The sequence below is a fragment of the Micromonospora sp. WMMD730 genome (assembly GCF_049178955.1).
Classification (GTDB): Bacteria; Actinomycetota; Actinomycetes; order Mycobacteriales; family Micromonosporaceae; genus Micromonospora; species Micromonospora wenchangensis.
In genome coordinates this window covers 7,362,678-7,388,099 of the sequence record NZ_JBMHML010000002.1, presented here as the reverse complement: position 1 = coordinate 7,388,099, position 25,422 = coordinate 7,362,678, and the positions used below count along the sequence as shown (strand labels likewise).

Annotated in this window: 23 protein-coding genes; 15 read left to right on the top strand and 8 right to left on the bottom strand. The window is 71.6% G+C overall.

Annotated elements, in window-relative coordinates:
- Positions 1-66: 66 nt before the first annotated feature.
- Both ACN265_RS31810 and ACN265_RS31805 read right to left on the bottom strand, forming a co-directional pair.
- Complete coding sequence (locus tag ACN265_RS31810; RefSeq protein WP_421411039.1) at positions 67-2,325, bottom strand: CHAT domain-containing protein; 2,259 nt, start codon at positions 2,323-2,325, stop codon at positions 67-69.
- Between the two features lie 30 nt (positions 2,326-2,355).
- Entirely contained in the window at positions 2,356-2,685 is a 330-nt protein-coding gene (locus ACN265_RS31805; RefSeq protein ID WP_421411037.1) for a hypothetical protein, read from the bottom strand.
- A 285-nt stretch (positions 2,686-2,970) separates the two neighbouring features.
- Here ACN265_RS31805 and ACN265_RS31800 point away from each other — a divergent pair, with 285 nt between their 5' ends.
- Together ACN265_RS31800 and ACN265_RS31795 are read left to right on the top strand one after the other, a co-directional pair.
- Positions 2,971-4,428, top strand: coding sequence for a tetratricopeptide repeat protein (locus tag ACN265_RS31800; protein ID WP_421411035.1), 1,458 nt, complete (start codon positions 2,971-2,973; stop codon positions 4,426-4,428).
- A 174-nt stretch (positions 4,429-4,602) separates the two neighbouring features.
- Positions 4,603-5,412: a pectate lyase gene (locus ACN265_RS31795; RefSeq protein WP_421411033.1), complete on the top strand. Its 810-nt coding sequence runs from the start codon at positions 4,603-4,605 to the stop codon at positions 5,410-5,412.
- A gap of 265 nt (positions 5,413-5,677) precedes the next feature.
- Here the strand turns inward: ACN265_RS31795 and ACN265_RS31790 are convergent, their stop codons facing one another.
- A complete protein-coding gene (locus tag ACN265_RS31790) occupies positions 5,678-6,391 on the bottom strand; it encodes a hypothetical protein (RefSeq protein WP_421411032.1) in 714 nt (237 codons plus the stop codon).
- An 848-nt stretch (positions 6,392-7,239) separates the two neighbouring features.
- On the opposite strand from ACN265_RS31790, the gene ACN265_RS31785 reads away from it, so the two are divergent.
- From ACN265_RS31785 to ACN265_RS31770, 4 genes are read left to right on the top strand one after another with little or no spacing between them, the layout of a single operon-like run.
- Positions 7,240-7,458 carry a hypothetical protein gene (locus ACN265_RS31785; RefSeq protein ID WP_421411030.1) on the top strand — a complete coding sequence of 73 codons (219 nt, stop codon included), beginning with the start codon at positions 7,240-7,242 and terminating at the stop codon, positions 7,456-7,458.
- Complete coding sequence (locus tag ACN265_RS31780) at positions 7,446-7,625, top strand: hypothetical protein (protein WP_421411028.1); 180 nt, start codon at positions 7,446-7,448, stop codon at positions 7,623-7,625. The genes ACN265_RS31785 and ACN265_RS31780 overlap by 13 nt, the downstream gene beginning before the upstream one ends.
- Positions 7,612-8,811, top strand: a complete 1,200-nt coding sequence (locus tag ACN265_RS31775; protein WP_421411026.1) for a helix-turn-helix domain-containing protein — start codon at positions 7,612-7,614, stop codon at positions 8,809-8,811. The genes ACN265_RS31780 and ACN265_RS31775 overlap by 14 nt, the downstream gene beginning before the upstream one ends.
- 2 nt (positions 8,812-8,813) lie before the next feature.
- Entirely contained in the window at positions 8,814-9,008 is a 195-nt protein-coding gene (locus ACN265_RS31770; protein ID WP_421411024.1) for a hypothetical protein, read from the top strand.
- Positions 9,009-9,353: 345 nt separating this feature from the next.
- Here ACN265_RS31770 and ACN265_RS31765 read toward each other — a convergent pair whose 3' ends face one another.
- On the bottom strand, positions 9,354-10,628 hold the full coding sequence (locus ACN265_RS31765) for a glycosyltransferase (protein WP_421411022.1): 1,275 nt from the start codon (positions 10,626-10,628) through the stop codon (positions 9,354-9,356).
- A 24-nt stretch (positions 10,629-10,652) separates the two neighbouring features.
- Between ACN265_RS31765 and ACN265_RS31760 the strand changes: the two genes are divergently transcribed.
- The 4 genes from ACN265_RS31760 to ACN265_RS31745 all read left to right on the top strand — a co-directional run bounded on the left by ACN265_RS31760 (position 10,653) and on the right by ACN265_RS31745 (position 15,396).
- Positions 10,653-11,513 carry an Fpg/Nei family DNA glycosylase gene (locus ACN265_RS31760; protein ID WP_421411021.1) on the top strand — a complete coding sequence of 287 codons (861 nt, stop codon included), beginning with the start codon at positions 10,653-10,655 and terminating at the stop codon, positions 11,511-11,513.
- A gap of 328 nt (positions 11,514-11,841) precedes the next feature.
- Positions 11,842-13,353: a sugar transferase gene (locus ACN265_RS31755; protein ID WP_421411019.1), complete on the top strand. Its 1,512-nt coding sequence runs from the start codon at positions 11,842-11,844 to the stop codon at positions 13,351-13,353.
- Positions 13,354-13,393: 40 nt separating this feature from the next.
- The gene (locus ACN265_RS31750; protein WP_204925441.1) at positions 13,394-14,617 is read left to right on the top strand and encodes a sensor histidine kinase; all 1,224 of its coding nucleotides are present in this window, start codon (positions 13,394-13,396) and stop codon (positions 14,615-14,617) included.
- A gap of 17 nt (positions 14,618-14,634) precedes the next feature.
- Positions 14,635-15,396 (top strand): LytR/AlgR family response regulator transcription factor, encoded by a 762-nt coding sequence (locus ACN265_RS31745; protein ID WP_088643667.1) that lies wholly within the window; start codon positions 14,635-14,637, stop codon positions 15,394-15,396.
- A gap of 164 nt (positions 15,397-15,560) precedes the next feature.
- Here the strand turns inward: ACN265_RS31745 and ACN265_RS31740 are convergent, their stop codons facing one another.
- Both ACN265_RS31740 and ACN265_RS31735 read right to left on the bottom strand, forming a co-directional pair.
- Entirely contained in the window at positions 15,561-17,642 is a 2,082-nt protein-coding gene (locus ACN265_RS31740) for a choice-of-anchor D domain-containing protein (RefSeq protein ID WP_421411017.1), read from the bottom strand.
- Positions 17,643-17,917: 275 nt separating this feature from the next.
- Positions 17,918-19,240 (bottom strand): hypothetical protein, encoded by a 1,323-nt coding sequence (locus ACN265_RS31735; RefSeq protein WP_421411015.1) that lies wholly within the window; start codon positions 19,238-19,240, stop codon positions 17,918-17,920.
- Positions 19,241-19,575: 335 nt separating this feature from the next.
- Between ACN265_RS31735 and ACN265_RS31730 the strand changes: the two genes are divergently transcribed.
- From ACN265_RS31730 to ACN265_RS31710, 5 genes are all read left to right on the top strand, one after another.
- Positions 19,576-19,971 carry a hypothetical protein gene (locus ACN265_RS31730; RefSeq protein WP_204925635.1) on the top strand — a complete coding sequence of 132 codons (396 nt, stop codon included), beginning with the start codon at positions 19,576-19,578 and terminating at the stop codon, positions 19,969-19,971.
- A 1-nt stretch (position 19,972) separates the two neighbouring features.
- Positions 19,973-21,613, top strand: a complete 1,641-nt coding sequence (locus ACN265_RS31725) for a cation acetate symporter (protein WP_420116361.1) — start codon at positions 19,973-19,975, stop codon at positions 21,611-21,613.
- Positions 21,614-21,749: 136 nt separating this feature from the next.
- Positions 21,750-22,514: an ABC transporter ATP-binding protein gene (locus ACN265_RS31720; RefSeq protein WP_204925445.1), complete on the top strand. Its 765-nt coding sequence runs from the start codon at positions 21,750-21,752 to the stop codon at positions 22,512-22,514.
- Positions 22,499-24,193 (top strand): ABC transporter permease, encoded by a 1,695-nt coding sequence (locus ACN265_RS31715; RefSeq protein WP_421411013.1) that lies wholly within the window; start codon positions 22,499-22,501, stop codon positions 24,191-24,193. Before ACN265_RS31720 ends, ACN265_RS31715 begins: the two co-directional genes overlap by 16 nt.
- The gene (locus ACN265_RS31710) at positions 24,193-24,804 is read left to right on the top strand and encodes an SRPBCC family protein (RefSeq protein WP_420116363.1); all 612 of its coding nucleotides are present in this window, start codon (positions 24,193-24,195) and stop codon (positions 24,802-24,804) included. Before ACN265_RS31715 ends, ACN265_RS31710 begins: the two co-directional genes overlap by 1 nt.
- On the opposite strand, the gene ACN265_RS31705 is transcribed toward ACN265_RS31710, so the two are convergent.
- Both ACN265_RS31705 and ACN265_RS31700 read right to left on the bottom strand, forming a co-directional pair.
- A complete protein-coding gene (locus ACN265_RS31705; RefSeq protein ID WP_420116364.1) occupies positions 24,710-25,201 on the bottom strand; it encodes a nuclear transport factor 2 family protein in 492 nt (163 codons plus the stop codon). The two genes, ACN265_RS31710 and ACN265_RS31705, sit on opposite strands and share 95 nt — an antisense overlap.
- Positions 25,192-25,407, bottom strand: a complete 216-nt coding sequence (locus ACN265_RS31700; RefSeq protein WP_420116373.1) for a DUF397 domain-containing protein — start codon at positions 25,405-25,407, stop codon at positions 25,192-25,194. The genes ACN265_RS31705 and ACN265_RS31700 overlap by 10 nt, the downstream gene beginning before the upstream one ends.
- Positions 25,408-25,422 lie beyond the last annotated feature (15 nt).

The window sequence follows — 25,422 nt, the reverse complement described above, 5'->3', positions numbered from 1 at the left end:
ATCGCCGGCTGTCGGCCGGCGACGGCGAGCCGGTGCACCTCGACCCAGCGGGCGAGGAATTGCGGGTCAGTAGCCATCGGGGGTGGTGGGGTCGAGGACCCAGATTTGGTAGAGGGACTGGGCGGCGGCGGCGCACGCCTCGGTGTAGTCGTCGTCGGTGAGCAGGGGGCGGACGAGGGGGTGCAGGACGTTGGAGACGAAGTAGCGGGGCTCGTGCTTTTCCGGGTCGATGCCCTCTTCGAGCAGGCCGAGTTCGACGGCCCGCTGGAGGTGCCGGGCGGCGTCGGGGTGCGGGTGCAGGGCGTGGACGGTGGCGGCGGGGATCGGTAGTTCGACGACGTTGATCCGGGCGAGCATCCGGCGGAGTTCGAGGGGTTGGGAGTCGAGCAGGTTGTCGGCGAGGACGGTTTCCCGGCGGAACCTGTTGGCTTCGCCCTCGATGGCGGCGAGCAGGCCGTCGACGTCGAGGGCGACGTCGCCGACGATCCGGTTGAGCCAGTCGAGCAGGCGGGGGTTGCCGGCTGCCGCCTCGATCGCCCGGTTCCGGATGGTGGGGTTGATGGTGGATTCGGGGCGCAGGTTGGTCAGGTTGGCGATCTTCTTGGTCTGCTCGACCGGGGTGAGGGTTTCCAGCGCTTCGACGGCGAGGGTGGTGCCGGTCGGGGCGGGGAAGCGGTAGCGGCTGGTGATGACGACGCGGCTCGGGCTGCCGGTGTCGCGGATGGCGGCCAGCAGGGCGGGCAGGATCTCGGCCATCGCCGGGGCGAGGACCCGGCTGCCGTCGTCGCGGGCGTCGAGGTTGCCGGTCTCGAAGTCGTCGAAGACGAACAGGCAGGGTGTCCCGCCGAGCGGTCCGTCGGCGTCGAGCAGGTGCCGCAGCCTGATCGACAGGGAAACCTGGTCGTTGTCGAGCAGGGTGGCGGCCTCGATGCTCTGGTCGAGGCTGTCGAAACGGATCTTGCTGGTGAGTTCGCGGAACTTGATGGCGTCAACCCGGCCGTACCAGACGGCACGCTGGTGGGTGGGCATGCGTTCCAGGAGCCGGGAGGCGAGGCTGCTCTTGCCGAGCCCGCCCATGCCGGCCAGCAGCAGGCCCTGCGCCGCGCCGGGGGTGTCGGCGGGTTGCCGCAGGACGCGTAGGCAGCGCTGGATGACCCGCCGCCGGCCGACGAACTCGGCACGGGACGCGACCCGGGACAGTTGGGTCTGCGGGTCCAGGAACTGCTGGTCGGCGGCCCGTACCTGCAACCGCCTGCGGCCCTTGGTGTGCAGCGGGGTGACCATGGGTGCCAGCGGGGACCGGTCGGCGTAGACGCGGAGCAGATGCCAGTAGCTGCTCTGCTTGTCATGGAACAGGTGGCGGCGGGCCGCGATGATGGCCCGGTCCAACGACCCGCCGTCGGCCAGGACCTGGTAGAGGGCGGCGGCGAAGTCGGTGGCGGAGACGTCCCCGACCGGCAGAGCCCAGCCAAGCACCGCAGGGGCACCAGCGGCGACCAGGCTCTCACTCATCGACGGGACCACGCCGCCCTCCGGGGCGTCGGCGGTCAGGCAGCCGGAGACGAACACCAGCCTCGGCCAGTGGCCCTGCATCGCCTCGGCGAGCTGGTCGGCCGTCGCCCGGGTGGGCCTGCCGTACTCGTCCTCCAGGAGGAAGACCGGCTGCCCGCCGGCGGTGGTGGCGTGCCCGCTCAGGTGCAGCACGTCGAAGTGGCCGGGCCCGTAGTCACGGCTGAGGAATTGCAGCCCCTCCAGGGTGCCGCTCTCCTCCACCACCAGATCGGTGCCGGTGCGCCGGGTCGCGGCCAGGATCGCCGCCTCCTCGGCCTCGAAGTTGAGCACCGGCTCGACACCCTCGGGCGAGGCCGCCATGAACAGCACCCGCAGCGGCCGGTTACCCGGCGCGACCGGGCCGGTCAACGCCGCGTGGGTGCCGACCGCCCGCACCGGCAGGAGCGGCGCCCGCCCGGCCACCGTCAGGAACGCCCCCTCCCGGGCCAGCAACTCCCATGGCAGGTGCCGCAGCCGCTGCTCGGCGGTGATCCGCAGCACCGCCCCGGCGGGATGGGCCAGCATCGGGGTCAGCCACCGCTCGTCGCCGTCCAGGAACTCCGCCAGCCGCGTCCCCAGCTCGGCCAGCCGCGTCGCGCCGTACACCTTGTGGGCGGTGGCGTCGGTGCTGTAGTCGCGGCGTACCAGGGTGATCAGCTCGTCGACGGCGGCCCGGTCCAGGCTGCGGACCCGGGATGGCTGGCCGTCGGCGGAAAGCCGGAGTTCGTAGTGGTCCGAGGTCTGCGCGAAGACCTCCAGGTCGAAGGTGCTCATCTGCCCGTCCCCGTCGTGGTGGTGGCCAGGTCAGCGCGGCCCGGTGTCGTCCTGCCGCATGGCGATCTCCAGCCGGGCCTGGCTGCCCTCGGCCAGCTCGATCCGGGTGCCGTCGGGCAGCAGCACGGTGACCGCAGCGCCGTCCCGGCGGCGGGCACCCCACCACTCGGTGATCGTCTTGGCCGCACCGACCCCGGAGAACACCAGTCCGATCACCGCGATCACCATCTCTGACGAACGCTGCACCTGCACCGGCGACACGCTGCCGTCGGGCCCCACGGCAGCGACCAGCGCGGCCCGCAGTTCCGCCGCCCAGCTCGCGGCCTGCGCCCCGGAAACCTCCACTGTGGCGTTCGCCATCGCCCGCGCCCCTCCCCCACGCTCCTGGTCACACCGGCCCAGGACCGCCCCGCCCGCCCAGCCGGGACGATCAACGGTACGGACCTTGGCGGCTACTGTACGTTTCATTCGCGTCCCGGGGCCGCTCGGAGAACCCGGCTCAGGTGACAGCTTCCCGACTCACCGACCGCGTCCCCGGTCAGCGGGGAAAGAACAACGGCGACCGACGCCACTGCCCTCATGCCTGTGGTGTCACCGTCCTACCCTCGGCAACGGGAGTAGCAGGAAGGGCGAGGTGGACCGGCGATGGAGGATCGAGAACGCCCCGTCAACACTGCTGCGGCGACCACCATCGCCCGACGCGTGGAGGTGCATCGGCTCGCGGTCGCCGGCCGACAGCCGGAGATCGCCCGGGACCTCGGTGACCGGGTGAGTCGGGTGTGGTTGCGTACCTCGCGGTTCGCCGCCGTCGAAGCCATGGCCACCGCGACCCTGACCCTGGGCCCGGACGCCGACGCTCTTTACCAGCGTGGCTGGGCGCGGTCGTCGACGGGCCGACCCCGGCCGGCGCTTGAGGACTACCAGCAGGCCCTGACCATGTACCAACAGGCCGGCCACCGGGGCAACGAAGCCGCCACCCTCACCAACATCGGCCTCGTGTACGACAGCCAGGGAAATCGGCAGCGGGCCCTGGACCACTACCACCAAGCCCTCCCCATCCGGCGGGAAGTCGGCGACCGGGCCGGCGAAGCCGCCACCCTCCACAGCATCGGCCTCGTGTACAACAGACGGGGGGATCGGCAGCGGGCCCTGGACCACTACCACCAAGCCCTCTCGATCCAGCGGGAAGTCGGCAACCGGGCCGGCGAAGCCGCCACCCTCGCCAACATCGGCAGCGTGTACGACAACCAGGGGGATCGACAACAGGCCCTCGACCACTACCACCAAGCCCTCCCCATCACGCGGGAAGTCGGCGACCGAGCCGGCGAAGCCACCACCCTCAACAACATCGGCAGCGTGTACGACAGCCTCGGGGATGCGCAGCGGGCCCTCGACCACTACCACCAAGCCCTCCCCATCACGCGGGAAGTCGGCGACCGAGCCGGCGAAGCCGTCACCCTCAACAACATCGGCCTCGTGTACGACAGCCAGGGGGATCGGCAACAGGCCCTCGACCACTACCACCAAGCCCTCCCCATCACGCGGGAAGTCGGCAACCGAGCCGGCGAAGCCACCACCCTCACCAACATCGGCAGCGTGTACAACAGCCAGGGGGATCGGCAACAGGCCCTCGACCACTACCACCAAGCCCTCCCCATCCAGCGGGAAGTCGGCAACCGAGCCGGCGAAGCCACCACCCTCACCAACATCGGCAGCGTGTACGACAGCCAGGGGGATCGACAACAGGCCCTCGACCACTACCACCAAGCCCTCCCCATCCAGCGGGAAGTCGGCGACCGGGCCGGCGAAGCCGTCACCCTCACCAACATCGGCAGCGTGTACGACAGCCAGGGGGATCGGCAGCGGGCCCTCGACCACTACCACCAAGCCCTCCCCATCCAGCGGGAGGTCGGCTACCGGGCCGGCGAAGCCGTCACCCGGTTCAACATCGCGATGGTCCTCCGGGCGGTCGGTGACCTCGACCAGGCGATCCGGGAGCTCGAACTCGTGGTCGACCTCGACCGGCAGGTTGGCCACCCCGACCTCGAAGCCGACACCCGCGTCCTCGAACAACTCCGACAGGAACGCGCAGAACGCCAGTAGGAAAGCACTTCGACCACAGCCGAGCGAGACCCTTCCGGCGCATCGAAAGGTGTCGTAGTGTGGCGTTCGCAGGTAAGCGCTTTCCAGCCCTGCTGCGGCACTTCGGCGGGCGCTCCTGCGCGTGCGGACGGCTGTCCGCCACCACCCCGTCCCATCACCCGTCTCGGAGGACACGTGAGCACACGTGACAACGGCGCGACGTCGCGCCGTCGACGGTGGCAGGTCGCCCTGCTGCCGTTCGCCACCGTAGGGCTGGTCGCCGCCGGCCTGGTCGTGACCCAGACCGGTGCCCAGGCCGCCACCTGGCCCACCGCCAAGAGCACCACCACCGTCACCACCACCCAGTCGGTCAGCGGCACCAAGGACTACGGCCTGGTCCGCTACAAGGCCGGCGGCGCGATGGGTGACGGCGGTCAGAGCGAGAGCCAGAAACCGATCTTCGAGCTGGCCGACGGCGCGACGATCAAGAACGTGATCATCGGTTCGCCGGCCGCCGACGGCATCCACTGCAAGGGCAGTTGCACGCTGATCAACGTGTGGTGGGAGGACGTCGGCGAGGACGCCGCCACCTTCAAGGGCGGCTCGTCGGCGAACTACACGGTCGACGGCGGGGGTGCCCGCTCCGCCTCCGACAAGGTGTTCCAGCACAACGGCGGCGGCAAGCTGACCATCAAGAACTTCGACGTCAGCAACTTCGGCAAGCTGTACCGGTCGTGCGGCAACTGCTCGACCCAGTACAAGCGGACCGTCGTCATCCAGAACGTCACCGTGACCGCCCCCGGCAAGGTGCTCGCCGGCATCAACACCAACTACGGCGACACCGCGACGTTCTCGGGCATCACCATCTACGGCGACAGCAGCCGGAAGATCTCCATCTGCGACCGCTACACGGGCAACAGCTCCGGTGCCGAACCCGTCAAGACCGGCAGCGGCCCTGACGGTACGTACTGCAAGTACACGTCCTCGAACATCGTCTACAAGTAGAGCCGGCCCTCCCTCAACTGCAGTAGGCCCTGTGTGTCACCTGGCCGTAGGCCGGCATCGCGGTTCCGTCGTAACGGAGGCGGGCCGCACACACCCGCATGGTGTGCGCGGCCCGCCTCCGTCGCCAGCATCAGCGAAGGAACCGATAGGGCGTCGGATGCCGCGTCCTCGACCGCCGCGCCCTGGTTGATCGACTCCGTTGGGGCGAAGTTGGGGTGTCGACCTCGCCGAAATACCGCTACTTCGGCCCACAGGTTTGGGCCGCTCAGATCTCCGGTCCCGTGCCGACGTCACTCGGCCATGACGTCGGGGGTGGGCCGAAGGCACGGCGGGCGGCCCGCACGGCCAGGGCGGCGAGGGCAGCGTTGGCACCACCGCCGATAACCGCGCCGACGCCGAACGGCGCTACCCGGCCGAGAACGATGATGCCCTGTTTCGTGCCGTACTTCGTGATGAAGTGCCTTCCCAGGACCTTGTTGATCTGGCGCAACGTCTCGCCGGGAACCTGCCCGACGATCAGCCGCCCCCAGTGCTGCCCCGTACGTTCAGCCATCTTGGTGATGGTGGCAGAGCCGGAGCCGCCGAGCATGATGCCCATGACGATCGTCCGGCGGCGTTCGACCTCGTCGATGGGTACGCCGTGCACTTCGGCAATTGAGAGTGCGAAGAGGGCGCTCAACTGGAGCGAAGAGAGGAACTCGCCTCCCGACAGCGCCAGCGCGACTCCCGTGCCTACGCCGGGCGCTGCTGCGGCTCCGCCCACTGCGGCACCCGTCCCGGTCAGGGCGCTGACGTACATCCGTTCCAGGTTGCGGATCACCTCTGCGGGGGTCGCCTCAGGGTTGCGCTGGCGGGCGCGGGCGATGTTCTTGCGCACCAGGGGACTCTGGAGGGTGATCGCCTTGTCCAGCAGATCGAGGACCCGCTGCCCACCTCCGGCCACTTCCGGAACCGGCCCATCGTGGGCATCCGTCACCATGCGTCGAACTCCTCGGCTAGGCCCTGATCCACTGTGGACGCGGTCCATCAGGTTACGGGAGGACGTTCGACCATCACCAGAGCCGAAACTGACGACTCCCGGACACCACTGACGCAGGCCGGCAGCCCATTCCGACCGGCACACACGCCACGGCAGGCTCTCCCGCCCTGATCTGCCCGGTGATCAAGAGAATTGAGTCACCTGGTGTCGGTGATCAAGAGATTTACGTCAACTTTGATCTTCCCGATGACGCAATCTTCTTGATCACCGGGAGAGTCGGGCAGAAGCACTGGGGGTTCGTGGCGTTTGGGGGTTTGTGTTCCTGGCCGCCGTGACACGGGATTGATCGACGCGGTTGGGGCGAAGTTGGGGTATGGATACCGCGATTCAGCCCGCAGGCTCCGGCCGTTCAGTTCTCCGGCGGGGGCGGCTCATCCGCGCCCCGCGCCTTCCACGGCTGGTGCTCCGCGATCCAGGCTTCCACGTCCTCCACGAGCCATACCGCCCCGCCCGCCAACCGATCGAAGGGCTCGGGGAAGTCGGGCCGAGTAGTGAGCTGGACGATGCGGACACGGGACACGCCCAAGCGCTCTTGCAGCTCCGCGCTCCCGTACAGCCTCCGCCGCCAACTCACTATCGAAGCATCCTGAGCTGACCCCCTTACGAACTCGTAAGACAGGGCGAAGTCACCTATTAGCGCTGCTGAAGCAGCATTAATGCCAACAGGTATACCCCCTGTCACACTTGACAGAGGGTTGGGGATCGGGTCTGCTGAGTAGCAGTAAGTAGGCGTTAGGCCACGAACCCCCACGGCCGACGCTCCTGTCTGTGGACTCTCGGGAGGTCCCATGGCTCGGCATGCGAAGCACCTGACGCGCTCTGGTCTGCTGGCGAAATGCTGGCCGTTCCGGCGGCGGGTGAACCCGCTCGACCGCCTCCGCCCCGCCACGAACCACGCCGAATGCGTCGCGGCGTATCTGGTGACAGGGGTGGCGCGGGTGCCCGACCTGCCGGAACGGCCGCTGCTGACCCTGGCCGGGGAATACTGGGCGGGGTGCTGGTCGTGACGGCGCGGCGCGGGCCCGACCAGGACGACCGGGGCGAGCGGATCCAGGCGGCGGAACGTGAGGCGGCGCGGCAACGGATTCTCGCCCAGGCCGAGGCGGAGCGGATACCGGCCGAGGAGACCACCCGGGCGGTGCCGGACCGGCGGTGGCGTCGTGGACAGCAGTGAGCTGCTGCCGGTCGGCCGGCGGGTGGCGTACTGGCGGGGGCGGCGGAAACTGTCGCAGCAGGTGTTCGCCGATCGGCTCGGCCGGTCGAAATCCTGGGTGGACAAGATCGAGCGGGGCGTCCGGTCGCTGGACAAGGTGTCGACGTTGCGGGACATCGCCGCCGTGCTGCGGATCGACACCGCCGTGCTGCTCGGCCGGGACTCCCGACCCGCCACGACGACCGCCCGGATCGAAGGGGTGGAGCGGATCCGGGCGGCCCTGTCGACGTACGAGATGGCGCTGGGGCGACCGGCGCCCCGCCCGGTGCCGCCGGCGGCCCGGGTGGTGCGGGACGTCGGGCACGCCTGGGTGCAGTTCCAGCATGCCCGGTACCCGCAGGTGGTCGGTGTGTTGCCGGATTTGCTGGCCGGCGTGCAGCGGGCCTCCGCCGACGATCACGAGGCGAACCGGCCGCTGTTGGTGGAGGTGTACCGGCTCACCGCCTCGCTGCTGGTGAAGCTCGGTGAGGTCGACCTGGGCTGGCTGGCCGCCGATCGGGCGATGGCCACCGGGGCCGGCGATCCCCTGCTGGTGGCCGCCGCCACGGTGCAACTCGGCCAGGTGTTCCGCGCCTCGGGGCGGGCCCGCGCGGCGGTGTCGGCGTCGCTCGCCGCCGCGTACCGGATCGCCCTGCTCAGCCCCGACGACGCCGGCCCCGGTGAGTTGTCGCTGTGCGGGGCGCTGCTCGTGCAGGCCGGGCTGGGGGCGGCCCGCCGGGGCGACGACCGCGCCGTCGCCGACCTCCTCGACGAGGCCGCCGGGATGGCCGCGCAGGTCGGCGAGGGCCACGACCACCACCGGACGGCGTTCGGGCCGACGGCGGTGGACCTCGCCCGTACCGCCGCCGCCCTTGACCTGGGCGATGCCGGCGAGGCGGTGGCCTGGCACGAGCGGGCGACCCGACGGGACGCCTGGCGGTGGCTGCCGTTGGAACACCGGGCGGCGCACCTGGTCGACGCGGCCCGCGCCTACCTCCAGGCCGACGACCCGGCCAACGCCGGCCGGGTGCTGGCCGACGCCGAGCGGATGGCCCCCGCCGAGGTACGCCACCGGCCCGCCGCCCGGGAGGTGCTCGCCCAGGTGGCCCGCACCCCGCACGCCCCGGCCACCATCGTCACTCTCGCCGCCGCCCTCGGGGTGACCTGACCATGACCGCGCCGCACCTGTCGTTGGCGCAGATCCGCAACCGGCTGGTCCTCACCGCCCGCGCGGTCCTCCGCAGCCACCGCACCGACCCGGACGGCCGCTGCCGGGTCTGCCGGATCGCGGACTGCCGGGTGTCGGCCGCCGCCCGCGACGTCCTCGACGCCGCCGCTGCCTGCCAGCGCTACCACCCGGCGTGAAACGCCGCCGGGCCGCAGCAGCTCACCGCCCGTCGTCCTCGCGGACGGCCAGCAGGAGGTCGAGAGGCCACACCTCAGCCGGGACGTCGCGCCTGCACGGTCGCCGCAGCTGTACCTGGCGATAGGTGGTATGCCTGTCAGTCATAAATATGCCTGCCAGGCATACCACTTCGAGTAGATGTGTCGCCTGCCCGCGACACGCCCGGCCGCCCTCCCCTGCCCACAGGCGCGCGCAGAGATCTTGGAAGGAAACGGCCCTCATGGGGGCCACTTTCTACCAAGATCTCGCGGGGGTCCCCCGGCAGCGGGTCAGCGGGGGCAGTGGGGTCAGCGGGGGCAGTGGGGTCAGTTGGCGCGGGTGAGGGAGGCGTAGATGGCGAGGTGCCGTTTGAGGACCACGTCCGGGTGGAACGTCTGCTCGTACCGCAGCCGGGCCGGGGCGGAGAGCAGCGCGGCACCGGCCCGCGCGACCGGGAGCGCGGCGGCCAGGGCGGCCGGGTCCGGCGGGACCACCCAGCCGGCGGTGCCGCCCAGCAGGCCGGCCGGGACCGCCGGCGGACCGGCCGGCGGCGGGGCGTGACCCGCGACCGCCGAGGCGACCGCGGCCGGGCCGGTGCCGGCGGGCTCGTGCGGGGCGTCCGCACCCACCAGGTACGGGATGCCGCCGAGCGCGGTGCCGAGGACCGGCCGCCCACTGGCCAACGCCTCGATGATCACCGTGGGCAGCACGTCGTGCCACATCGAGGCGGCGATCACCACGGCGCTCGCCTCGACGGCGGCGCGCACCCCGTCCCGGTCGAGCTGGCCCAGGTAGACGACGTCGGCGCGCTCGGCGGCGGCGGCCTCGACCAGCGGGCGCAGCTCGCCGTCACCGGCCACCCGCAGCGTGCCGAGGCTGCCCACCGGGTGCCGCCGCCAGGCGTCCAACAGCAGGTCGACACCCTTCTCCGGGGTCAGCCGGGCCAGATAGAGGAAACCGTCACCGAGCGGGGTAGGCGCACCCGGGTCGGGCACCGCGTTCGGCTTGACCACGATCCGCTCGGCCGGGATGCCGTAGTCGGTCAGGTGGTCGGCGATGGCCGAGGTGAGCGCGATGAACCGGTCCACCGAACGCCAGGTGCCCCGGTGCACGGCCAGGGTGGCCGCCATCAACGCGCTCTGCGCCCGCGAATCCCGGTAGCAGCGGTGCACGATCGACGGCACCGCCAGCGCCCGGCCCTTGCAGTCCTGGCAGATGACGCCGTCGCGGAAGTAGATCCCCGACGAGCAGACCTGCCGGTAGTTGTGCACCGTCTGCACCACCGGCACGCCGTGCGTGTGCGCCGTCCGCACCACCCAGGGCGAGAGCAGGGGGTACGGGTTGTGCAGGTGCAACACGTCCGGGCGGTGCTCGGTGAGCAGCCGGGACAGGTCCTGCTGGGCGCGCGGGGCGTAGATCGGTGAGATCGGCAGCAGCGCCTTGGCCGACTTCGGCATCGACGGGATCTCGTCCGAGCTGCGGATGAACGGCAGCACCTCGACCCCGGCGGCGGTGAGCTGCCCGATCTCCGAGTCGACCATCGTGTTCTCACCCGACGGCTGGGCTTCCCGGTACCGGTTGTGCGCCACCACGATTCTCACGGGAAGGAAGGCTACCGTGAGGGGGTGCCCGAACTACCGGAGGTGGAAGCGCTCGCCGGCTACCTACGTGAGCGTGCCGTGGGGCGTCGCGTCGACCGGGTCGAGGTCGCCGCGATCAGCGCCCTGAAGACGTACGACCCGGCGCCCACTGCGGTGTCGGGCCGGGCGGTGGCCGACGCCCGGCGGCACGGCAAGTTCCTCGACGTGATCTTCGACGGTGACCTGCACCTGGTGGTGCACCTGGCCCGCGCCGGCTGGCTGCACTACCGGGAGGCGTTCCCGTCCACCACCCCGCTGCGCCCCGGCAAGGGCCCGATCGCCCTACGGATACGCCTCGACGACGGCTCCGGGTTCGACCTCACCGAGGCGGGCACCCAGAAGAAGCTCGCCGCCTACCTGGTGACCGACCTGGCGCAGGTCCCCGGGGTCGCCAAGCTCGGGCCGGACGCGCTCGACGCCGACCTGGCCACCTTCACCGAACGGCTGCGCAGCCGCCGGGGGCAGATCAAGGGGGTGCTGACCGATCAGTCGGTGCTCGCCGGGGTCGGCAACGCGTACTCCGACGAGATCCTGCACGCGGCGAAGCTGTCCCCGTTCGCGATCACCGACCGGCTCACCGACGACCAGCTCGCCACCCTGCACGCCGCCACCCGGACGGTGCTCGGCGACGCGGTACGCCGCTCGGCCGGGCACCGGGCGGCGGAGCTGAAGGGCGAGAAGCGTTCCGGGCTGAAGGTGCACGCCCGCACCGGACTGCCCTGCCCGGTCTGTGGCGACACCGTGCGCGAAGTCTCGTTCGCCGACTCCAGCCTCCAGTACTGCCCGACCTGCCAGACCGGGGGCAAACCACTCGCTGACCGTCGGTTGTCCCGTCTCGTACGGTGAGTCACATCGCGCCATTGTTACGGAGAGGTATCGTCCCTGGCGCGCGGAACGTCCCCGTCCGCGCTCTACCCCGGTGGCCGTCCATCGGTATAGTGGCTCGGTCCCCGGCTTCGAAAACTGACGTGAAGTCGGCCGGTTCCCCGTCGGCAACGCCAAACGCAAAGCCCCCCGGCTCCGCGTTTGACCCGCTGCCAGCGTGGGAGACTGGAACGGTGGGCGACCCGGGCCCCTCACGGCGAGTGAGCGGCGCGTGTCATGCGGGAGGACATGGGTTGAGGTGACGACAAGCCTCCAGCGCCCGGTAACCAACACAGGCCGGAGCAAACTCGTGCGGCACGTGGACAGCTTCGAGATCCAGCCGCCGACACCACCGTCACACAACGGGGTGCCCCGGTCGGCATGGGCTCGCGCCCGACGCCGGGTGTCCCGCTGGCACCGCCCGTACATCGTCGCGCTGCTGCTGCTCGACTTCGCCGCGGCGGCCCTGGCGAGTTTCCTCGCCATCCAGATCTTCGACCAGGCGGCCTCCGGCTTCTACGGCGTGAAGGAGAACCCGACCTGGTTCCACACGGTCGCGTTCGGTCTGCTGCCGCTCGGCTGGGTGGTCATCCTCTGGGGAAACCGGGCATACGACCGGCGTTACCTGGGACTGGGCCCGGACGAGTACAAGCGGGTCATCCGGGCCGGCGTCGCGGTCGCCGCGACGGTCTCGTTCCTCGCCTTCGCCACCGTCACGCAGCTCTCCCGGTGGACCGTGGGCTTCGCGCTCCTCGGTGCGCTGGTGCTGGTGCTGGTCGGGCGGATGACGGCGCGGTTCGTGTTGCACCGCATCCGGGGTCGGGCCGGGCACGCCGGGCACCGGATGGTGCTGGTGGGCACCCTGCCGGAGTGCCTGGAGGTCTACACGGCCGTCACTCGCAACCCGGCCGCCGGCCTGGTGCCGGTGGCCATCCACATCACCGACGGGTACGCCGCCGCCCGGGGCATCCAGACCCCCGTCCCGGTGTACGCCGGGCGGGACGTGCTGGCCCTGGTGCGGGAGGTCGGCGGGGACACCATCGCGGTCTGCGGCTCGGCCAGCGCCGAACCGGGTGAGCTGCGCCGGTTGGCCTGGCAGCTGGAGGGCTCCGGCGTCGACCTGGTGGTCGCCCCGCAGCTCACCGACATCGCCGGCCCCCGGGTGCACATCCGCCCCATCGAGGGCCTGCCGCTGCTGCACGTGGAGGAGCCGACCCTGTCCGGGCCGGCGCTGCTGGCCAAGAACCTGATGGACCGGGTCGCCGCCGGGCTGGGCCTGCTGCTGCTCGTGCCGGTCTTCCTCGCCATCGGGCTGGCCATCCGGCTCTCCGACCCCGGGCCGGTCTTCTTCCGCCAGCCCCGGGTGGGCCACGAGGGGCGGACCTTCCGGGTGTGGAAGTTCCGCACCATGTACGTCAACGCCGAGGAGCGGCTTGCCGGTCTGGTCGACCAGAACGAGACCGACGGCATGCTGTTCAAGATGAAGCAGGACCCCCGGGTGTTCCCGGTGGGCCGCTTCCTGCGGGCCTCCTCGCTGGACGAGCTGCCCCAGCTGATCAACGTGCTGTGGGGGGAGATGTCGCTGGTGGGGCCGCGTCCGCTGCCCGCCGACGACGGCGACTTCCTCGGCGACGTACGGCGGCGGCTGCTGGTCCGTCCCGGGATGACCGGCCTGTGGCAGGTGTCCGGCCGTTCCGACCTCTCCTGGGACGAGGCGGTCCGGCTCGACCTCTACTACGTCGACAACTGGTCGCTGGCGTACGACCTGAGCATCCTGTGGCGCACGGTCGGTGTGGTGCTGGCCCGCAAGGGCGCGTACTGAACCCCTTGGCGTGGCGGGCCGGACAGGCCAGGATCGCGGGGTGGGTGGCAACCTCTCCGCCGTGGTCGGCGTCGTCTCGCTGGTGACCGCGCTCGCCGCCGCGCTCTGGGCGGCGCTGCGGCTGCGCGGTCGACGGGGCATCGCCACCGCCACCCAACGGGCCACCTACGAGGTGCTGCACACCGCAGGGCTGGCCGCCGAGCCGCTGCGTACCGGGCTGCACCCGGCGGGCGCGGCGAAAGCCGTACGCCATCTGCGGGCCCTGGTGGGGGCGGCCGGGCTGGCGTTGACGGACGCCGACACGCTGCTGGCCCTCGACGGGCGCGGCGGGCACCACGGCGGGCAACTGCTCGCGGCGGCCCGGCGGGTGGCCGAGACCGGCCGGTCGACGGTGCTGGGCGAGTCGGAGCTGCACTGCGACCGGGTGGACTGCCTCGTCCGGGGGGCGGTGGTGGCCCCGCTGTCGGCCGACGGCCGGGTGGTCGGGGCGCTCGTCGCGGTGGCCGACGGGCCGCCCGCGCCGGGCCTGGTGCAGGCCACCCTGGAGACCGCGCACTGGGCCGGCAACCAGCTCTCGCTGGCCGAGCTGGACTCGTCCCGGGAGCGGCTGGCCCGCGCCGAGGTCCGGGCGTTGCGGGCGCAGATCAGCCCGCACTTCATCTACAACGCGTTGACCGCGATCGGGTCGTTCGTGCGCACCGACCCGGAGCGGGCCCGGGAGCTGATCCTGGAGTTCGCCGAGTTCACCAGGTACTCGTTCCGGGCGCACGGGGAGTTCACCACCCTCGCCGAGGAGTTGCGTTCCATCGATCGTTACCTGACCATCGAACGGGCCCGGTTCGGTGACCGGTTGCAGGTGCGGTTGCAGATCGCCCCGGAGGTGCTGCCGGTGACCCTGCCGTTCCTGTGCCTGCAACCGTTGGTGGAGAACGCGGTAAGACACGGGTTGTCGCGCAAGCCCGGTACCGGCATGGTGAGCATCGAGGCCCGGGACGCGGGTGCCGAGTGTCACATCACGGTGGAGGACGACGGAGTGGGGATGGACCCGGCCACGCTGACCGCGGGGATCGCCGAGCTGACCCGGGCCGGCAGCGACCCGACCGACGACCCCGGCCAGCACGTCGGCCTCTCCAACGTCGACGAGCGGCTCCGCTCGGTCTTCGGCGACGGGTTCGGCCTGGTCGTCGAGACGGGCCCCGGCTCGGGTACGAAGGTGAGTCTGCGGATTCCGAAGTTCCACCCGGGCGTACGGGCCGGCGCGTGAGCGAGCGGGGCGGCGCGGTGAACGCCTCCGGGTTCCTGCGGGTGCTGGCGGTCGACGACGAGCCACCGGCGCTCGACGAGTTGGCGTACCACCTGCGGGCCGATCCCCGGGTGGCCCGGCTGCACACGGCCGGTGACGCCACCGAGGCGCTGCGGGTGCTGCGGGACACCGACGTGGACGTGGTCTTCCTGGACATCCGGATGCCCGGCCTGGACGGCATGGAACTGGCCCGGGTGCTGCGCCGGTTCGCCCGCCCGCCCGCGATCGTCTTCGTCACCGCGTACGACGACGGCGCGGTCGACGCGTTCGACCTGGGCGCCACCGACTACGTCCGCAAGCCGGTACGCGCCGAACGGCTCGCCGAGTCGCTGCGCCGGGTGATGGGTTCCCGGGTGGTGCCGTCGCACCCGGCTGCCCTGGCCCGTGCCGAGGAGGACCCGACGATCCCGGTGGAGCTGGCCGGGACGACCCGGATGCTGCCCCGCTCGGCGGTGCGCTGGGTGGAGGCGCAGGGCGACTACGCGCGGCTGCACACCGCCGACGGGTCGCACCTGGTCCGGGTGTCGCTGGCCACCCTCGCCGAGCGTTGGGCGGACGCGGGTTTCGTGCGCATCCACCGGTCGTACCTGGTGCAGTTGCGGCTGATCGCGGAGCTGCGCCTGGTCAACTCGGGGTACGTGGTGCTGATCGACGCCGCCGAGTTGCCGGTGAGCCGCCGGCACACCCGGGAGCTGAAGGACAAGCTGGTCCGCGCCGCCAAACAGGACTGGAACCGCTGACCCGGCTGCGACCATGATCGTCGCAGTGCCGGCGGCTGATCGTCGCAGTATCGGCGGTGTTGCGGTGACGGAGTGCCCCGGATGCCGCAACATCGGCCCCCTGGCGCGGGAACGGCGAAGGGCGTCCCGGCCGAGGCCGGGACGCCCTTCGCCTTGGTGGCGGGTCAGCGCGGGGAGGGGGCGCCCACGCCGGAGTCGGTCACCTTGAGCCTGCTACCGGGGGTCGTGGCCCGGCTCGTGGGCGGAGTAGCCGTACCCGGGTAGACCCAGAGCGTGCCGACGACGTCGGCGACCACATGGGTGTTACCCGAGTGGTTGTAGACGTTGAAGCCCTGCGTGGGGCCGAGGATGCCCAGCACCGCGTTGGAGACGGTCTGCCCGGCGGCCGGGTTGAGGTTGCTCGCCGTCGGCCGGGTCATCGCCGAGTCGGCCGGCCACACCGTGAGCACGGTGTTGCTGGTCGGGGTGACCGCGGTGACGTTCATCGCGAGCACCTGCGTGCTGGGGGTCAGCATGCTCGCCGGTGCGGTGACCTTGCCGACCGCGGTCGGCCCGAGGACGCTCGGCAGGCCCTGGCCGATCCGGCTGTCCGCGATCCGGGTCGGCGACATCGGCGTGAACCGCAGGCCGTCCGGGACGGTGCCGTCGTCGATCACGCCCACCACGTCCACCACCAGGTGGGTGGTCTGCGAGGTGTAGATCGCGAACTGCGGTGCCCGCTTGCCGCCGCACTCGGTGCACTCGACGGTCTCGACGATGGCGAGGTTCGGCACCACCTTGCCCGCCGGGTAGTTGACCGTGGACGCACTCGGCACGTCCCCCTGCCCGTTCCAGGCCGTCAGGTAGCCGGCCTTGCGGGGCGAGACGGCGGTGATGTTGACGACCAGCGCCCTGACGTTGGCGTTGACGCTGCCGAAGCTGAGCCAACTCTCCATGTAGTAGTTGGCGGACAGAGGAGCGCCGTCGTCCCGGGTGTCGTAGAGCCGGAACGGCTTGATCCACTGGTACTGGCCGCCCGACCCCCGGCTGGAGAGCGAGTTGTTCCCGGCCCAGACGCCCGTCACGTCGACCACGACGTCCGTCGACCCGGCGTGGTTGTAGACCGACACCTTGCCGCCCGAGCCCACCTTGACGGTGACGCTGTTCGAGCCGAGCCACGACTTCGCGAAGTTGATCGAGGACGCGGTCGGACGGTTCTGGCCGGCGGGGTAGAGGGTCAGGAAGCTCCCCGCCGTCGGGCCGACGACCGTCACGTTCAGCACGACGGAGCCGACACCGCTGCTCGGCACCCCGCCCCGCCCGGTGACCTGGAGGTCGACCTTCTTACCCGGGCCGATCTTGGCCTTGGGCGCGCCCAACCCGGAGCGGGTGTCCATCAGGCGCTTCGGCGACAGCGGGTAGTAGCTGCCGGTGACGCCCCGGAAGCCCTCCACGGCCAACTGCACGCGCCGGGTGCCGGAGGCGCTGTCGTCGGCGAGCAGCAGGCTCGCCTGCTGCACACCCTCCCTGGTCGGCTTGGCCGCGACCGAGACCGTGCAGGTCTGCCCCGGGGTCAGCGTCCGGCCGGTGCAGTTCGAGTCGAGCAGCGCGAACGCCTCGGGCGTCGGGCCACCGAGGCTGGCCGCCCCGAAGGTGACCGGGGCGCTGCCGACGGACCGGAAGGTCACCGTACGGGCCGCGCTGGGCACCGCCAGCTCCTGGTAGCTGAAGCTCACCGGGTTGGGCTCGCCGTGCGCGACCGCGTAGTCCACTGACGAGTTCCAGCGCAGCTCGCCGCTGACCGTGCCGGTGTAGTAGGTGCTGTCCCGGCAGCTGTACTCGTAGGCGGCGGCGAACGCGTTGACCCGGCCGGTGTCACCGTCCCGCTCGGCCTGCCGGACCTTGATCCACCCGCTGACGTGGCCGCAGCCGCGCCCGTCGGAGGCCAGGTCCATGGCGGCGGTGCCGCCGTCGCCCTGCCAGGTGGCCTGGTAGGTCTGTCCGGCAGTCCACTGCTCGCCGGCCGGCGGCTGGATCCTGAGCCGCACGTAGGAGCCGGCCCGGTTGGTATCGACCGCCAGCCGGTCGTTGCTCTGCGCGACCACGGAGATGGTGGAGTTGTCGCGGTCGAAGACGTCGGACCGGTAGATCGGATAGCCGCCGGTCTGGTCGCCGACGTCGACGGTGAGGACCGTGTACGGCGCGGTCGGCGCGGCCAGCGCCATTCCCGGCAGTACGGCCAGCGCACAGGCCCCGGCAACGCTCATGCCGAGTAGAGCGCGAAAAATGCGCATGCATTACCCCGTGAAGAAGGAAGAGTGATTGTGGACCACACACTATGGGCGGTGATCACGAGCGGCAAGGCCGTATCGACGGAATGCCAAGAAAGGGCATTGCGCCCTTACCGGATCGACGACCGGCACGTGAGCCGGGCCTCCGACGAAACCACCGTCCCATTCGCGCAAACGCGAGAGCGCCCCGACCGTGTGGTCGGGGCGCTCCGCGGTGACGGCTGACGGTCAGCCGTCGTGGCTGCTGCCGGTCAGCTCCGGTTCGAGCCCGGAACCGCGCTCGGCTTGGCCTTGCCGCCCTTCAGCGACGCGGCCGACTTGGCCGTGGCCGCCTCCGGGTAGTAGAACGTGCCCACCACGTCGGCGACCAGGTGCGTGCTGCCGGACAGGTTGTTGACGTTGAACGCGTAGTTCGGGCCGATGACACCCAGCACGCCGTTGGAGACGACCTGGCCCGCGTACGGGTTCAGGTTACTGGTGTCGGGCTTGCCGACGCCGTCGAAGTCGGCCGGCCAGGTGGTGATGACCGTGTTGTTGGTCGGGGTGACGGCGGTGACGTTCATCGCCAGCACATCGGTGTCGGGCGTGACCAGCTCGGCCGGGGCGGTCACCTTGCGGGTGCCGCCCGCCGGGATGGCACCGGAGATGCCCAGGTTGGAGCGGCTGTCCACGATCCGGGTCGGGCTCAGCGGGGCGAACCGCATGCCGTACGGGGAGTCGCCGTCGTCGACCACGCCGACCAGGTCGACCAGGACGTGCGCCGCCTGCGACGTGTAGATGCTGAACTTCGGCGCACCCGGGATGCACCACTCGTTCTGCTCGGTGCCGGTGCAGGGGGTGGTCTGCACGAAGGTCAGGTTCGGCACGTTCTTGCCGGCGAGGTAGTTCACCGTCGAGGCGCCCGGCCGGGTGCCCTTGCCGGACCATGCGGTGAGGAAGCCGGACTTGGCCGGCGACACCGCGGTGACGTTCAGGACGAACGACTTGACGTGCGGGTTGTAGTCCCCGAAGTCGAGCGAGTATTCCAGCACCTGACCGGCCGGGGGCTTGCCCTCCGGGTCCTCCCGGCTGTCCCAGTACCGCATCGGCAGGTACCACTCGTACTGGCCGCCGGCCCGGTTGGTGAGGCTGTTGTCGCCCGCGTAGAAGCCGACCACGTCGACGATCACGTCGGTCGAGCCGCTGTTGTTGTAGACCGAGACCTTGCCACCGGAGCCGAGCTTCACGGTGACGTTGTTGGAGCCCAGCCAGCCCTTGGCGAAGTTCACCGAGGAGGCGGTGGGGCGGGACTCACCCGTCGGGTAGGCGGTGAGGAAGCTGGCGGCGCTGGGACCGGTGACGGTCACGTTCAGCACGACCGCGCCGACGCCGCTGGCCGGTACGCCACCACGGCCGGCGACCTGGAGGTCGACCTTCTTGCCGGCGCCGATCTTGCCGACCGGGGCGCCGGTGCCGTTGCGGGTGTCCAGCAGCCGGGCCGGGGAGACCGGGTAGTAGGCGCCGGTCACGTCGTCGAGGGCAGCCGCCTTCTGCAGCGGCGCGGAGACGGGAGCCGCGGAGGCCGTACCCGGCACCACGGCGAGTGCACATGCTCCGGCGAGACCGACGCCGAGGAGAGTGCGAATTTTGCGCATAGAGACCCCGTGTTCGAAGAGGAAGGGATTGGCTGCCCCAGCGTAGGGGCCTGGGTCAATGCCGGCAAGGCCGTTACAGATGATCTCCGGGTGACGTTCCGGTGAGGACGAATCAGACGTAACGCCATGGTGGTCGCCGGGTCGCCCACCGTCATCCACAGGCCGGTCGCCTTGTCCACAGGTTGTCCACACCCCCGGTGGACGACACTTGACATTCGGGTGGGGCGGACGAGACTGCCCGGGTGACCGCCGACCACCACCCCGAACCGCCATCGGTGGACCCGGGGCCGCCGGCCGTCCGGTCGACCGGACGGGTACGGATCGTGCTGGCCGGCGTCTCCCGCCGGGACACCCGGGCCGCCCACACCCGCACCGAGTTGACCCAGCAGACCCGGGTCGGTGAGGCGCTGGTCCGGGGCCTGGTCCGGGCACAGCTCACCCTCGCCCTGCGGCTGAGCCTGCTGGTGCTCATCGGGTTGGGCGGGCTGCCCTGGCTGTTCGCCATCGCACCCCCGGTCGCCCGGGTCACCGTGCTCGGCGTCAACCTGCCCTGGCTGCTGCTCGGGGTGGTCTCGTTCCCCTTCCTCATCGCCGTCGGCTGGGCGTACGTGCGGCTCGCCGAACGCAACGAACAGGACTTCGTCGACCTCGTCCAGCGACCGGAACGCTGAGATGGGCAACGGGTACGTCGTACCGGCGATCGTCGCGGTCACCCTGATCACCGTCGGCATCGGCTTCTACGGACTGCGCCTGGCCCGGACCACCTCCGACTTCCTGGTGGCCTCCCGGACGGTCAGTCCGACCTGGAACGCCGCCGCCATCGGCGGGGAGTACCTGTCGGCGGCGAGCTTCCTCGGCATCGCCGGGCTGGTCCTCAAGTACGGCGTCGACGTGCTCTGGTACCCGGTCGGTTTCGCCGCCGGCTACCTGGCGCTGCTGCTCTTCGTCGCCGCGCCGCTGCGCCGCTCCGGGGCGTTCACCCTGCCCGACTTCTGCGAGCTGCGGCTCGGTTCCCGCCGGCTGCGCACCCTGGCCACCGTCTTCGTCATCTTCATCGGCTGGCTCTACCTGGTGCCGCAGTTGCAGGGCGCCGGGCTGACGCTGGCCACGGTGGCCGGCTCGCCGTACCCGGTGGGGGCGTTGCTGGTCGCCGCGGTGGTCACCGCCAACGTGGCGTTGGGCGGGATGCGGGCGATCACCTTCGTGCAGGCGTTCCAGTACTGGCTGAAGTTGACGGCGCTCGCCGTACCCGCGATCTTCCTGGCCCTGCAGTGGCAGGCCGACGCCCGACCGGCGGTGACCCCGCCCGACGGGCCGGCGTTCCGCACCGCCACCACCGTCGTGGTCGAGCACCGCGCGGCCCTCACCTTCCCCGACGGCACCATCCGTGAGGTACGCCCCGGCGACGAGCTGAGCTTCGCCGCCGGTGACCCGGTGCCCGAGGTGTCCGGGGTCGCCATCGGGGCCACCGACTGGCTGCTGCCCAGCGCCGCCGGGGACGACGACCGGGGTCTGTTCGCCACCTACTCGCTGATCCTGGCGACCTTCCTCGGCACCATGGGACTGCCGCACGTGCTGGTGCGCTTCTACACCAACCCCGACGGCGCGTCGGCCCGGCGGACCACCCTGGTGGTGCTGGCCATGGTCGGCGTCTTCTATCTGCTGCCCACGCTGTACGGCGTACTCGGTCGGATCTACACCCCGCAACTGCTGGTCAGCGGGCAGACCGACGCGGTGGTGGTGCTGCTTCCCGAGGCGGCGCTCGGTGACGGCGTCACCGGGCGGCTGCTCTCCGCCCTGGTCGCCGCCGGGGCGTTCGCCGCCTTCCTGTCCACCTCGTCCGGGCTGCTCACCAGCGTCGCCGGGGTGATCTCCACCGACGTGCTGGGGCACGGCTCGGTTCGCGGCTTCCGGCTGGCCACGGTGATCGCCGGCGGGGTGCCGGCGGTGCTCGCGCTGAACGTCTCCGGGCTGGACGTCTCCCAGGTGGTCGGGCTGGCCTTCGCGGTCGCCGCGTCCAGCTTCTGCCCGCTGCTGGTGCTCGGCATCTGGTGGCGCGGCCTGACCGATCTCGGCGCGGCGGCCGGCGTGCTGGTCGGCGGCGGCGCGGCTATCGGCGCGGTGCTGGTCACCGTGCTCGGGCCGCCGCTGACCGGCTGGCCGGCGACCCTCACCACCCAGCCCGCCGCCTGGACGGTGCCGCTCGCCTTCACCGTGATGATCGCGGTGTCGATGGCGACCCGACGCCGCACCCCGGTCGACGTCGGCGCCACCATGCTCCGCCTGCACGCGCCCGAGTCGCTCCGTTCCTGACGGTTCGTCCCGGTCGGCCGGTATCGCGGTCGACGTCCTCCCGGAACCACCCCCGCCCGGTCGTCCGCCTGCGGGATGATCCGGGATCGTCCCCTGGCGGGAGCGGCTCCTCGCCCGGCCCGGATACGGTCGGGACATGACTGGTGAACACCCTGCGCTGGCACTCCGTGGCCTGGCCAAGCAATTCGACGGCAAGGTGGCGGTCGCCGGGGTGGACCTGGCCGTCCCCGCCGGCTCGTTCTACGGCCTGCTCGGCCCCAACGGCGCCGGCAAGACCACCACCCTGTCGATGGCCGTCGGACTGCTCCGGCCCGACCACGGCCAGGCCTGGGTGCTCGGGCACGACGTCTGGGGTGACCCGGTCGAGGCGAAACGGCTGCTCGGCGTCATGCCCGACGGCGTCCGGCTGTTCGACCGGCTCAGCGGCGCGGAGCTGCTGGCGTACCACGGTCTGCTGCGCGGCATGGACCCGGCGGTGGTCGACCAGCGGGCGGCGGAACTGCTCGACGTGCTGGCCCTCACCGACGCCGGCCGGACCCTGGTGGTCGACTACTCCGCCGGGATGAAGAAGAAGATCGGCCTGGCCTGTGCGCTGCTGCACGGCCCCCGGCTGCTGGTGCTCGACGAGCCGTTCGAGGCGGTCGACCCGGTGTCGGCGGCGCTGATCCGCGACATCCTGCACCGGTACGTGGTCGGCGGCGGGACGGTGGTCTTCTCCAGTCACGTGATGGAGGTCGTCGAGCGGCTCTGCTCGCACGTGGCGATCCTCGCCGAGGGCACCATCAAGCGGGTCGGCACCCTCGCCGAGGTACGCGGCGACCGGTCCCTGGAGGACGTCTTCGTCGAGGTCGTCGGCGGCCGGACGGCGACCGGTGAGGAGCTGGCGTGGCTGTCCCGGTGACCGCGCCCGTGCCCACCGCGCCGGTCCGCGCGGTCTCCCCGCGCCACTTCGTCCGGCTCAAGCTGCGGGTGATGGGCAACAACTTCCGGGGCCAGGGCTGGCGGGTCGCCCTGTTCGTGGTCGGGGTGCTGGTCGGGCTCTGGTTCGCGGCCGGCGGTTTCCTCATGTTCGCCGCCCCCGGCTTCGCCGACGAACCCCGGTACGCGGTGATGGCCGCGGCCTTCGGCGGCGGGGTGCTGGTGCTCGGCTGGCTGCTGCTGCCACTGGTCTTCTTCGGCGTCGACGAGACCCTCGACCCGGCCCGGTTCGCCCTGCTGCCGCTGTCCCGCCGCACCCTGGTCACCGGGCTGTTCGCGGCGGCCCTGGTCAGCGTCCCGGTGTTCGCGGTGCTGGTCGCGGTCACCGGGCTGGTGGTCAGCGCCGCGCTGCTCGGCGGCGCGGTCGCCGGGGTCGTCGCCGCCCTCGGCGTGGTCGCCGGGGTGCTGCTCTGTGTCGCCGCCACCCGCGCGGTGACCAGCGCGTTCGCCACCATGCTGCGGTCCCGCCGGGTGCGCGACCTGGCCGCCGTGCTGCTCGCCGTGGTCGCCGCGCTGCTCGGCCCGTTGCAGCTCGTGGTGCTGGCCGCCGTACGCACCGCCGACTGGGACCGGCTCGTCGGGGTGGCCCGGATCGTCGGCTGGACCCCGTTCGGCGCGCCCTGGACGATCGGCCTGGACGTGGCCGAGGGCCGGGCCTGGGCCGTGCCGGTCAAGCTGCTGATCACCGCGGTGACCATCGGGGCGCTGCTGCTGTGGTGGTCCCGGTCGCTGGAGTCGGCGATGGTCGGCGCGGCCAGCGCCGCCCCGGCCAAGGCCCGCCAGGCACCGACCGGCGGTGCGGTCGCCCAACTCTTCCCCCGGGCGGTCGGCTGGGCCCGCCGGGACCGGTTCGGCGCGCTGGTGGCCCGCGAGTGCCGCTACTGGTGGCGGGACGCCCGGCGACGGGCCAACCTGATCACCATCGCGGTGGTCGGGATCTTCGTCCCGGTGATGGTCAACCTCGGTGGCGCCGGGTTCGCCGTCGGCCAGGAGGGCTTCGAGGCCACCGGCGACCCGTCGCCGGTGCTGCTCAGCATCTCGATGCTCTTCGTCGGCGTGCTCGCCTCGGTGACCCTGGCCAACCAGTTCGGCTTCGACGGCAGCGCCTACGCGGCCAACGTCGTGGCCGGGGTGCCGGGTCGGCTGGAGCTGCGCGCCCGGATGACCGCCTTCTCCGTGTACGTGCTGCCGATGCTCGGCGTCGTCTCCCTGATCATCAGCGGGGTGCTCGGCCGGCCGGAGTGGTTCGGGGTGGCGGCGGGCGCGCTGCTCGCCTCGTACGGGGTGGGGTTGGCGATCAACGGGTTCATCTCGGTGCTCGGGGCGTACTCGCTGCCGGAGACGAGTAACCCGTTCGCGATGAACAGCGGCTCGGGAATCGCCAAGAGCATGCTCACCCTGCTGTCGATGGTCGGTTCGGCGGCTGCCGCCGTACCGATGGTGGTGGCCGCCGGGCTGCTCGGTGACGTCTGGCTCTGGCTGGCCCTGCCGGTCGGCGCGGCGTACGGGGTGGGGGCGGCGCTGCTCGGGGCGTACCTGGCCGGGGACGTGCTGGACCGCCGGATGCCGGAGCTGCTGTCGACCGTGACCCCCCGCCGCTGATGCCGGTCGTCGAGGCGGTCACCACCGTCGCGGTCCCGCCGGAGGTGGCGTTCGCGGTGTCGCAGACCGTCGCGCCGGTGCGCTACCGGTGGGACCCGTTCGTCCGCGAGCAGCACTTCGTCGACGGGGCCACCCGGCCCGGCAAGGGGGTGCGTACCTTCACCCGCTCCCGGCACGGCCTGGCGATGGTCAGCGAGTACGTCTCCTTCGCCCCGCCGACGAACGTCGGGATGAAGATGGTGCGCGGCCCGTGGTTCTTCGAGATGTTCGCCGGTGGCTGGCGGTTCGCCCCCGCACCCGAGCCGGGCCACACGGTCGCCACCTGGCGGTACAGCTTCCGCTGCCGGCCGGCGTTCCTGCGGCCGGTCGCCGACCGGGTCGGCGTCTGGCTGCTCACCCGGGACATCCGTCGTCGGATCGCCGGTTACGCGGCCGGCTGCGCCGACCCGCAGGTGCTGGCCGCCGCCCGTGCCGCCCTGTCCGACGGGCCGGACGGCACGGCCCGGGAGGCGGACCTCACCCCTCGGGGTGCTGACCCCGCTCCTCGGGGTGCTGACTCCGCCCCTCGGGATGCAGCGGTCGACGACGCGGGACCACCCTCCGGTAGCTGATCCGCCAGCCCGTCGCCGGCCGCTGCGCGCCGGCCGTCCCTGCCGGGGGCTGCGTCTCGACCCGACGGACCACGTCCTCGTAGACCACGGTGCCCACCGGGCCGTCGACCGGCACGCCGAGCCCCTTCGAGCGGACCCGGACGGTGCCGTCGGCGTCCTCACTGACCACGACGTTGGTCACGTGGTGGCCGAGCGGGTTGCCGTCGCCCAGGGTCCGCGCCGCCTCGGCGAACGCCGCGTACCCCCGCAGGACGCCGAACCCGTAGGCGGTGACGTCGTAGGCGAAGTCGTCGGTGAACAGCTCGGACAACCGGTCGAACGCCCCGTCGTCCATCAGGTGGCCGTGCAGCGCGACGAGTTCGTGGATCGCCAGCCGGTCATCGGCGCTCAACGACATACCCGTCGTCCCTCCAGCCCGGCGGCGGTTCCCGTCGAGGTGACGAAGGAACGCCAGGTCTCGGGGGTGAAGTGGAGCGTCGGGCCACAGCGGTCCTTGCTGTCCCGGACCAGCACCACCCCGGGCAGATTGTCCGCCACCTCGACACAGTTACCGGAGTCGTCGGAACGCGACGAGGTCCGCCAGCGTGCCTCGTCAGGGGTCATGCGTGGCCCGTCAGA

Coding starts and splice junctions, on each gene's coding strand:
- ACN265_RS31810 (WP_421411039.1), bottom strand. CDS start 2,325: ATGAGCACCTTCGACCTGGAGGTCTTCGCGCAGACCTCGGACCACTAC.
- ACN265_RS31805 (WP_421411037.1), bottom strand. CDS start 2,685: ATGGCGAACGCCACAGTGGAGGTTTCCGGGGCGCAGGCCGCGAGCTGG.
- ACN265_RS31800 (WP_421411035.1), top strand. CDS start 2,971: ATGGAGGATCGAGAACGCCCCGTCAACACTGCTGCGGCGACCACCATC.
- ACN265_RS31790 (WP_421411032.1), bottom strand. CDS start 6,391: ATGGTGACGGATGCCCACGATGGGCCGGTTCCGGAAGTGGCCGGAGGT.
- ACN265_RS31785 (WP_421411030.1), top strand. CDS start 7,240: ATGGCTCGGCATGCGAAGCACCTGACGCGCTCTGGTCTGCTGGCGAAA.
- ACN265_RS31770 (WP_421411024.1), top strand. CDS start 8,814: ATGACCGCGCCGCACCTGTCGTTGGCGCAGATCCGCAACCGGCTGGTC.
- ACN265_RS31740 (WP_421411017.1), bottom strand. CDS start 17,642: ATGAGCGTTGCCGGGGCCTGTGCGCTGGCCGTACTGCCGGGAATGGCG.
- ACN265_RS31725 (WP_420116361.1), top strand. CDS start 19,973: ATGGGCAACGGGTACGTCGTACCGGCGATCGTCGCGGTCACCCTGATC.
- ACN265_RS31720 (WP_204925445.1), top strand. CDS start 21,750: ATGACTGGTGAACACCCTGCGCTGGCACTCCGTGGCCTGGCCAAGCAA.
- ACN265_RS31710 (WP_420116363.1), top strand. CDS start 24,193: ATGCCGGTCGTCGAGGCGGTCACCACCGTCGCGGTCCCGCCGGAGGTG.
- ACN265_RS31705 (WP_420116364.1), bottom strand. CDS start 25,201: ATGTCGTTGAGCGCCGATGACCGGCTGGCGATCCACGAACTCGTCGCG.
- ACN265_RS31700 (WP_420116373.1), bottom strand. CDS start 25,407: ATGACCCCTGACGAGGCACGCTGGCGGACCTCGTCGCGTTCCGACGAC.